This window comes from Micromonospora echinofusca (assembly GCF_017614955.1).
Lineage (GTDB): Bacteria > Actinomycetota > Actinomycetes > Mycobacteriales > Micromonosporaceae > Micromonospora > Micromonospora echinofusca_A.
This window is the reverse complement of the sequence record NZ_WVUH01000297.1, coordinates 1-9,162: the sequence shown is the minus strand read 5'-3', so window position 1 is coordinate 9,162 and position 9,162 is coordinate 1. Positions and strand designations below refer to the sequence as shown.

Sequence of the window (9,162 nt, the reverse complement as noted above, 5' to 3'; positions counted from 1 at the left end):
GTCCCCGCCCGAGCCGGACGGCGGGCCGGAGCGGGGGACTCGCGGATGCGGCCATGACCGTCCCTTCATGTTCCTTGCGTTTGCTTTCGTTTGCCTCCGACAGCTTCCATTTGTAGCCAACGATGTGCCGACGGTCAATCACCTGGGCGCCGACCGTCCTATTCGGTATCGCGTTCGGCCAATGGGTTGTTCTGCACCCACTCAGCCGTCTCGGTGTATTTGCGCTGGATGTACTCCTCCAGTCGGGCACGCTCCACCCGCCACTGCCCACGGCCGCCGATCTTGATCGCGGGCAGCTCGCCACTGCGGACCATGTGATAGACCTGCGAGTCCGACACGTTCAACTCCGCTGCCACGTCGGACAGCAGCAGGAATCTGGGTTCCACGGGGACTCCCGGCATTAGGTTCGTTTGCTTCAGTTTGCCACTGGCAGCCTGTACGCACCGGCCACTGCCGCACCCCTTCGTACCATCGTCGGCCTGCCCACCCGGACCGGGGCGGACCTGCCGGTACGCTCGGTGTCCGGTGCGGTGGTCCGCCGCGCCCGTGTCGAGCGGAGAGAAGCGTGACCGAGCAGCTCGTCCGGGTCTACATTCCGGCGACCGTCCCGACCCTGGCCACGTTGCGGGACAAGGGTGTGCTGGCCGCGCCCGGCGGTCACGCGGTGACCCCGGGCCTCCGGGAGTGGTACGCCGAGGGCGACGAGGAGGAGTTGGAGTACGTCGCCTTCACGCGGGCCGCCCAGGATGCGCTCCGGCTGCTGCGGGAGGACCCCGACGCGCCCCGACGGCGGGCCGTCGTCTCGGTCGACCTGCCCGCCTCCGCAGTGGGGCGGGGTGACGGCGAGCTGGGCTCCAGTACGGTCCGGCTGGCCGCCCCGGTGCCGGTGGAGGCGGTGGCGGCCCTGCACGTCGACGGCGCCGAGGCGACCGGGGACGTGGCCGCCGCCGTGGCGGTGGTCGCCGAGGCGCTGGCCGGCGACCCGGACGCCCAGTTCACCGTCGACGGCGCGGAGGACCACGAGCTGGAGTGGTACGACGTCAGCGAACTCGACCTGCTGCTGCGGGCCGCGTCCTGACCCGACCGGTCGGCGGCGCGACAGGTCCCTGACGCGACATCCCTGACGTGACCTCCCTGGCGGGACTGGCCCCGCTAGTGGGGCACGTCGGCTGCCGGTTCCGCCGCCAAGGCCGGGTCCTCGTCGTCGTCCGCCGGGTCGTCATCCTCCGGCCGGGGGCCGAGGGTACGCCCGAACGCGATGAGCGTGGTGAGCGCGCCGACGAAGAGCACCCCGATGGCGTGGTCGATCCGGGAGCCGCTGAGCACCCGCTGGGCGATGCCGTCCGCCTCGCTGAGCGCCCCGGCGAGGTTGAGCACCGAGCCGCCACCGATCCGAATGATCACCTCGGTGACCAGCAGCACCAGGCCGGGACCGGCGCCCGCCAGCAGGTACGCCGGCCAGCGGAGGTCCGGCGCGGCGCCCCGCCGGTGGGCGCGGCGCAGGTAGCCGAAGGCGACCAGTCCGGCGACCAGTCCGGCGGTCAGCGACGCCAGCCGGGAGACCCAGCGGGCCGCGTTGAACTGGGAGACCTGGGTCTCCCCGGCGCCGAACAGCGACAGCAGCTGCCCGTTGAAGAGGCTGAGGACCAGGACCACCGCGAACACGGCCAGGGCGGCGCTGACCAGGGCGCCGACGGCAGCGGTGAGCCGGGTACCGGCGACCGCTCCACCCACGGTGGCCGCCGCAGCGGTCGTACCGGCGAGCACCATGCTGGCGGACCCGGCGCTGAAGGTCAGCGTGACCACGAGGGCGCCGAGTACACCCACCACCAGACCGGTGGCGGTGGTGGCGGTGAACCGGGGGGTCGGCCGGAGCATCCCCCGGCGGGTGAGCAGGTTGGCCACGACCAGGGCCACTGCGGCCCCGGTCACCAGCGCGGCGGCGACCACGACGGGTAGCGCGTTGGCCGCGAGGGTGATCGCGATGGCGCCCACCTCAGCCGCCTGGATCTCCGCCCGCGCCGACCAGAGCATCGCCGCGAACCAGCCGAGGGCGAGGAACGCCAGGGTCGCCGCCGCCGGGGCGTACGTCCGGGCGGGCTCGCCGGCCGGTCCGTCCGGCGGGGTGGCCGGGGTGGTGGCGGGCTCTCGTGTCATCGTCTCCCCTTCAGCGGTGCAGCCCCGCACGTCGTCGGTCCCGGTCGAGGCGGGGTGCGGCGCGGATGGATCGCCGGCCCCCCAGGGTACGCGCGCGGAATGCGGGCACCGCGCGGTGCGCCCGGACGGCGGTTCCGGCCGGCGTGGCAGGCCGGGCGGGGCATGGAACAATCGGCGCAGGTCCCGCCGCCGCGCCTGAGCCACCCCACGGGTGCGGTCGTGCCGGTGTCCGGCCGACCGGTCGGCCCGGGCGGGGCCGGTTTCGCCACCGCCGTCGAGATCGCCAGGAGCCTGAGATGGACGCTGTCTTCTCCGTACCCGAACCGCGTAACGAACCGGTCCGCAACTACGAACCGGGTAGCGCCGACCGGGAACGGCTCCAGCACCGGTTGACCGAACTGGCCGCCGACCGGCTCGACCTGTCGATGACCATCGCGGGCGAGCAGCGGATGGCCGGCGGCGAGGCGATCGACGTCGTCCAGCCGCACCGGCACGCACATGTGCTGGGGGTCACCCACAACGCGACCAACTCCGACGCGCAGGCTGCGGTGACGGCCGCGAAGCAGGCCGCCCCGATGTGGCGGGCCCTGCCGTTCGAGGAGCGGGCGGCGATCTTCCTGCGTGCCGCGGACCTGCTCGCCGGCCCGTGGCGGGACACCCTGAACGCGGCGACCATGCTCGGCCAGTCGAAGACGGTCATCCAGGCCGAGATCGACTCGGCCTGCGAGCTGATCGACTTCCTGCGGTTCAACGTGCACTTCGCCCGGGCCCTGCTGGAGGAGCAGCCGATCTCCTCTCCGGGGGTGTGGAACCGGTTCGACCACCGGCCGCTGGAGGGCTTCGTCTACGCGATCACGCCGTTCAACTTCACCGCGATCGCCGCGAACCTGCCCGCCGCGCCGGCGCTGCTCGGCAACACCGTGGTCTGGAAGCCGGCCCCGACCCAGCAGTTCTCCGCGCACTTCACGATGCGTCTCTTCGAGGCCGCCGGCCTGCCGCCCGGCGTGATCAACATGGTCACCGGGCACGGTGTCGAGGTCTCCGAGGTGGTACTCGCCGACCGTGACCTGGCCGGTATCCACTTCACCGGCTCCACCAAGGTCTTCCAGTACCTGTGGCGGACGGTCGGCGAGAACATCGAGCGGTACCGGGGCTACCCCCGGCTGGTCGGCGAGACCGGCGGCAAGGACTTCGTCGTCGCGCACCCCAGCGCCGACGTGGACGCCCTGCACACCGCGCTGATCCGGGGCGCCTACGAGTACCAGGGGCAGAAGTGTTCGGCCGCGTCCCGGGCGTACGTGCCGCGTTCGCTCTGGGAGGCGGGGCTGCGGGACCGGCTCGCGGCCACCGCCGAGTCGTTGACCTACGGCGACGTGACCGACTTCGCCAACTTCGGCGGCGCGGTGATCGACAGCCGGGCGTTCGCCCGGCACACCGCCGCCCTGGAGATGATCAAGTCGGACGACTCCTGCCGGATCGTGGCCGGTGGTACCGCCGACGACTCGGTGGGCTGGTTCGTCCGGCCGACCCTGTTCGAGTGCACCGACGCGGCTCACGAGTCGTTCACCACCGAGTACTTCGGCCCGATCCTCGGCGTGCACGTGTTCGCCGACGACCGGTTCGACGAGGTGGTGGCGCAGGCCGAGTCGGTGGCGCCGTACGCGCTGACCGGTTCGCTCTTCGCGACCGACCGCCGGGTGATCGACTCGGTGTCGGCGACGCTGCGGTACGCGGCGGGCAACTACTACATCAACGACAAGCCGACCGGGGCGGTGGTGGGCCAACAGCCGTTCGGTGGCGCCCGGGCCAGTGGCACCAACGACAAGGCCGGTTCGTGGCACAACCTGGTGCGGTGGATGTCCCCCCGGACCATCAAGGAGACCTTCGTGCCGGCCACCGACCACCGGTACCCGCACATGGACTGAGCGTCACCGGGCCCCCGTCCGACCGCAGCGCGGCGGGCGGGGGCCCTTCCGTACCCGGACGCGCCAGGTCGACGGGCCCTGCTGCGGATGGCGGGACCGCTGGGGCGGCTGTGACCCACGGTGGTCGCCGTGACCGCCGTCGGTGTGCGCGGGGGCCGCCCGGCTCTCCGCCCCGCGGACATCGATCGTCCTGGGCAGACAGTCTGTCACCGACAGTTCACATAGGAACGCCTATGGGGTGGTGATTCTGGCAAATCCTGGACGCCGAGACGGCAAAGTGGCAGCGTAATGGGCATGGCGGAATCCGAAATCAACCCTACGGCCGCGGCTCTTCTGGGCCTGCTCCACGAGGGACCCATGACCGGCGGTCAGTTGATGGCCGCCGCCGAACGACGGCTTGCGCCGTACTGGTCGATGACACGCAGTCAGGTGTACCGCGAGTTGCCGGTCCTGGCCGAGCAGGGCTACGTCCGGCTGGGTAAGCCGGGCCCACGCTCCAGTCAACCCTATGCCATCACCGCCTCCGGCAAGCGGACTTTCTCCCGCTGGCTGGCCGAGTTCCCGGGGCGGGACACCATCCGTAACCCGGTCGCGCTGCGGGTGGCGTTCGGGCCCCTGCACTCGGCCACCCAGCTCCGGAACCTGTACGCGACGGCGAACGAGTACCACACCGAGGCGCTGGCCGCGGTGCGGGAGCAGGTCAAGAACGCGAAGAAGGAGGGCGAGACCTTCGACGCCAGCGCGCTGGAGTTCGCCGTGGCGTACCACAAGGCGGCGCTCACCTGGCTGAAGAGCGTGCCGGCCCCGGTGGCGAAGTAGGGGTCTGTCACCCGGTGCCCGGTTCGCTCCGTCCGGCGCCGATGCTCCCCGCCCTCGGGTGCGCGAGGCGGGGCGGCGGGTCGGCAAGGAGGAGATGAGCTGCGGAGCGGGCCGGCAAGTACTCTTGACTGTCGTGACCGCTGCCGATTACGCCGATCAGCTCAAGGATCTTGACGCCACCCTGCGCAACATCGAGACCGTCCTCGATCTCGACCGGCTCCGCCGGGACAAGGTGCGCCTGGAGGAGCAGGCTTCCGCCCCCGATCTCTGGGACGACCAGGCCCGCGCCCAGCAGGTGACCTCCCAGCTGTCGTACGTCAACGGTGAGATCGCCAAGCTGGAGAGCCTGCGGTCCCGGATCGACGACGCCCGGGTACTGCTCGAACTGGCCGAGGCGGAGGACGACTCCGGGGTGCTCGGTGAGGTGGAGACGGAGATCACCGGGCTGACCAAGGCCGTCCAGGAGATGGAGGTCCGGACCCTGCTCTCCGGGGAGTACGACTCCCGGGAGGCGCTGGTCGCGATCCGGGCCGGCGCGGGCGGGGTGGATGCCGCCGACTTCGCCGAGATGCTGCTCCGGATGTACCTGCGCTGGGCCGAGCGGCACGGCTACCCGACCGAGGTCTACGAGACCTCGTACGCGGAGGAGGCCGGGCTGAAGTCCGCCACCTTCACCGTGAAGGTGCCCTACGCCTACGGCACGCTCAGCGTGGAGTCGGGTACCCACCGGCTGGTGCGGATCAGCCCGTTCGACAACCAGGGCCGGCGGCAGACCAGCTTCGCCGGGGTCGAGGTGCTGCCGGTGGTGGAGCAGACCGACCACATCGACATCCCCGAGAACGAGATGCGGATCGACGTCTACCGGTCCTCCGGTCCGGGCGGGCAGAGCGTCAACACCACCGACTCGGCGGTGCGGATCACCCACATCCCGACCGGCATCGTGGTCACCTGCCAGAACGAGAAGTCCCAGCTCCAGAACAAGGCGTCCGCGCTGCGGGTGCTCCAGGCCCGGCTGCTGGAGCGCAAGCGCCAGGAGGAGCAGGCCAAGCTCCAGGGCCTGAAGACCGACGCCGCCGGGTCGTGGGGTGATCAGATGCGGTCGTACGTACTGCACCCGTATCAGATGGTGAAGGATCTCCGAACTGAGCAGGAAACGGGCAATCCCAGCTCGGTCTTCGACGGTGATCTGGACGGCTTCATCGAGGCCGGGATCCGTTGGCGCAAGCAGCAGCAGATGGCCGGCGACAGCGCGTGACGGTGTCGGGGCGCTGCGCGTCGGTCGATCGCGTAGCGCCCCAGGAAATCGATGACTCACCCCTCACTCAGCGGGCGTCGGACTTGGCGTTGCGGTTACACCGCGTAGACTCACCACCCGTGATTCAGCTTGAGCAAGTGACGAAGACGTACCCGAAGGCGTCCCGGCCGTCGCTCGACGACGTGTCCTGCTCGATCGAGAAGGGCGAGTTCGTCTTCTTCATCGGTCCCTCCGGCTCCGGCAAGTCCACAATCATCAAGCTGCTGTTGCACGAGGTGACCCCCAACAAGGGGAGGGTCATTGTCAACGGCAAGGACGTCACCTCGATGCGCTCCTGGAAGCGACCCCACTTCCGGCGTTCGATCGGCTGCGTCTTCCAGGACTTCCGGCTGCTGCCGAACCGCACGGCGTACGAGAACGTGGCCTTCGCCCTCGAGGTGATCGGCAAGACCAAGGCGGTCGCCCGGCGGGTGGTCCCCGAGGTGCTGGAGTTGGTCGGGCTCGGCGGCAAGGAGCACCGGTACCCGCACGAGCTCTCCGGTGGTGAGCAGCAGCGGGTGGCGGTGGCCCGGGCGTTCGTGAACCGGCCGCTGATCCTGCTCGCGGACGAGCCCACCGGAAACCTGGACCCGGACACCTCGATCGAGATCATGCGCCTGCTGGACCGGATCAACCGCACCGGCACGACGGTCGTCATGGTCACGCACGACTCCAACATCGTCAACCAGATGCGCCGCCGCGTCGTTGAGATCGAGAGCGGACGCATCGTGCGCGACCAGGCCCGCGGCGTCTACGGCTGACCCCCGGCGCTCCGCCGCCGCCCGCCGATGAAGACGACGAACGACTCTCTGCGGAGATCCGGAAGGAACCCCCGATGCGTGTGAAATACGTCCTGTCCGAGGTGTTGGTCGGACTGTGGCGCAACGTGACGATGACCGTCGCGATGATCATCACGATGGCCGTGTCGCTGACCATGTTGGGCGCCAGCGGGCTGATGTACCGCCAGGTCGACAACATGAAGGACCGCTACTACGAGAACATCGAAGTCTCGATCTTCCTGACCACCGAGGTCACCCAGCAGGAACGCGACGACCTCGGTGCCAAGCTCAAGGGCGACCCCCTGGTCAAGGAGGTCATCTACGAGAACAAGGAACAGGCGTACGAGCGGTTCAAGGAGATGTACCAGGACGCCCCCGACCTGGTGAGCGCGGTCAAACCGGACCAGCTGCCGGAGTCGTTCCGGCTGCGGCTGGTGGACCCGGAGCAGTACAAGCAGATCTTCGACAAGTACACCGGCTCCGCCGGGATCGAGGAGATCGTCGACCAGCGCCGGCTGCTCGACAAGATCTTCAACATCCTGGGTGCGGTGCAGAACATCGCGCTGGTCGCCGCGATGGTGATGGCGATCGCCGCCCTGCTGCTGGTCGCGAACACCATCCAGGTCGCCGCGTACAGCAAGCGCCGCGAGGTCGCGGTGATGAAGCTGGTGGGTGCCTCGAACTGGTTCATCCAGGCACCGTTCGTGCTGGAGGCCGTGGTCGCCGGTCTGATCGGTGCGCTGATCGGGTTCGGTGCGCTCTCCCTGGCCAAGGTCTTCCTCTTCGACGGGTCGCTACGTGACCTCACCGAGCTGCTGACCCCGGTCGGCTGGAGCGACGTGCTGATCATGCTGCCGCTGATGGCCGGCGCGGGCGCCCTGGTGAGCGCGATCACCGCCTGGGTCACCCTCCGCTTCTACCTGCGGGTCTAGCCAGGTCGACACGGGTACGGGCCCGTCGGCGCCAGGAAATATCTGGTGCCGGCGGGCCCGTTCCTTTCGGATAGCATTGTCCGGCTGTCCGCCGTCCCCGAGAGGAGTGTGGTCCCGATGCCACGGGAGAAGGGACGCAAGGTCGTCGCCTCCAACCGCAAGGCCCGGCACGACTACGCCATCCTCGACACCTACGAGGCGGGCATGGCGTTGACCGGTACGGAGGTCAAGTCGCTGCGGGCCGGGCGGGCGTCGCTGGTCGACGCGTTCGCCCAGGAGCGCAACGGCGAGCTGTACCTGCACCAGATGCACATCCCGGAGTACACCCAGGGCACCTGGACCAACCACGAGCCCCGGCGGACCCGCAAGCTGCTGCTCAAGCGCTTGGAGATCGACCGGCTGATCGGCAAGACCCGGGAGGGTGGGCTGACCATGGTGCCGTTGCAGGTGTACTTCTCGGACGGCTGGGCCAAGGTCGAGATCGCGCTGGCCAAGGGTAAGAAGGCGTACGACAAGCGTCAGGACCTGGCCAAGCGGGACGCCGACCGGGAGATCGCCCGGGCGGTCGGCCGGCGCGGCAAGGGGATGCATGAGTGATATGTCGGGTTTTTCGCCCGGCTGCTGAGCACCCCGGGGAGCCGGGATGAATCCGCTGGCGCCAGGCGTTAGGCTTGATTGGCTGCACACGGCAGCCCGTCGAGGGGGTGACTGGTTTCGACTTCGTACGTTGCGACAGGGGAAGCGAGCCGAGGAAGCCGACGTCGTCTCGAGAATCGTTCGTCGGAAACCAATAAGCGCCAAGAACAATCGCGCTGACTTCGCTCTCGCCGCCTGAGGCGAGTAGCAAGTCTGTCGGCCTGGGAGCGCCTTCGACCCAGTTAGCCGGCATCAGCTAGAAGGCTGGCCAACCGGACCCGGTCGCGGGGTCCGTGCGGCGAGATCAATCAGCGACTGGGCCCGTCACACCGACTCGCTCGCGTGATCGGAGGGGCCGAGTAGAGGCACAGCGAGCTGCGCTCGGAGAAGCCCTGACAAGGCGGCGAAGGACCCGGGTTCGATTCCCGGCACCTCCACCGTTCACGGCGCCCCGGTCCACCGGACCGGGGCGCCGTGCCGTATGTGCCCGTTCATCCCGCTGTGCGTCATGGGGTGTACGGAAAACCGCGTCGGGCGTGGACAGCGGGCCGCAGCAGGTGAACCATCTGATTCATGCGACCGTCCCGTATCTGACGGAGGTGCGCCGTGATCCCCCACCC

The 9,162-nt window shown here is 69.5% G+C and carries 9 protein-coding genes and 1 other RNA gene; 8 read left to right on the top strand and 2 right to left on the bottom strand.

Features of this window, described 5'->3' with window-relative positions; all coding sequences use genetic code 11:
* Positions 1-158: 158 nt before the first annotated feature.
* Positions 159-401, bottom strand: a complete 243-nt coding sequence (locus GSF22_RS26025) for a helix-turn-helix domain-containing protein (RefSeq protein WP_208816371.1) — start codon at positions 399-401, stop codon at positions 159-161.
* A 164-nt stretch (positions 402-565) separates the two neighbouring features.
* Here GSF22_RS26025 and GSF22_RS26020 point away from each other — a divergent pair, with 164 nt between their 5' ends.
* Entirely contained in the window at positions 566-1,078 is a 513-nt protein-coding gene (locus tag GSF22_RS26020) for a DUF6912 family protein (RefSeq protein WP_208816370.1), read from the top strand.
* Positions 1,079-1,152: 74 nt separating this feature from the next.
* On the opposite strand, the gene GSF22_RS26015 is transcribed toward GSF22_RS26020, so the two are convergent.
* On the bottom strand, positions 1,153-2,157 hold the full coding sequence (locus tag GSF22_RS26015; protein ID WP_208816369.1) for a hypothetical protein: 1,005 nt from the start codon (positions 2,155-2,157) through the stop codon (positions 1,153-1,155).
* Between the two features lie 296 nt (positions 2,158-2,453).
* On the opposite strand from GSF22_RS26015, the gene pruA reads away from it, so the two are divergent.
* The 7 genes from pruA (at position 2,454) to ssrA (ending at position 8,982) form a co-directional block, all read left to right on the top strand.
* Positions 2,454-4,082, top strand: coding sequence for an L-glutamate gamma-semialdehyde dehydrogenase (gene pruA, locus GSF22_RS26010; protein ID WP_208816368.1), 1,629 nt, complete (start codon positions 2,454-2,456; stop codon positions 4,080-4,082).
* A 294-nt stretch (positions 4,083-4,376) separates the two neighbouring features.
* Positions 4,377-4,901 (top strand): PadR family transcriptional regulator, encoded by a 525-nt coding sequence (locus tag GSF22_RS26005; RefSeq protein WP_208816367.1) that lies wholly within the window; start codon positions 4,377-4,379, stop codon positions 4,899-4,901.
* Positions 4,902-5,034: 133 nt separating this feature from the next.
* Positions 5,035-6,156, top strand: coding sequence for a peptide chain release factor 2 (gene prfB / locus GSF22_RS26000; RefSeq protein ID WP_208816366.1), 1,122 nt, complete (start codon positions 5,035-5,037; stop codon positions 6,154-6,156).
* Positions 6,157-6,275: 119 nt separating this feature from the next.
* A complete protein-coding gene (gene ftsE / locus GSF22_RS25995; RefSeq protein WP_208816365.1) occupies positions 6,276-6,956 on the top strand; it encodes a cell division ATP-binding protein FtsE in 681 nt (226 codons plus the stop codon).
* 74 nt (positions 6,957-7,030) lie between these two features.
* Positions 7,031-7,906, top strand: a complete 876-nt coding sequence (gene ftsX, locus GSF22_RS25990; protein ID WP_208816364.1) for a permease-like cell division protein FtsX — start codon at positions 7,031-7,033, stop codon at positions 7,904-7,906.
* Between the two features lie 117 nt (positions 7,907-8,023).
* Positions 8,024-8,503 (top strand): SsrA-binding protein SmpB, encoded by a 480-nt coding sequence (gene smpB, locus GSF22_RS25985; RefSeq protein WP_208816363.1) that lies wholly within the window; start codon positions 8,024-8,026, stop codon positions 8,501-8,503.
* 103 nt (positions 8,504-8,606) lie between these two features.
* Positions 8,607-8,982, top strand: a transfer-messenger RNA (tmRNA) gene (ssrA, locus tag GSF22_RS25980).
* Positions 8,983-9,162: the final 180 nt, after the last annotated feature.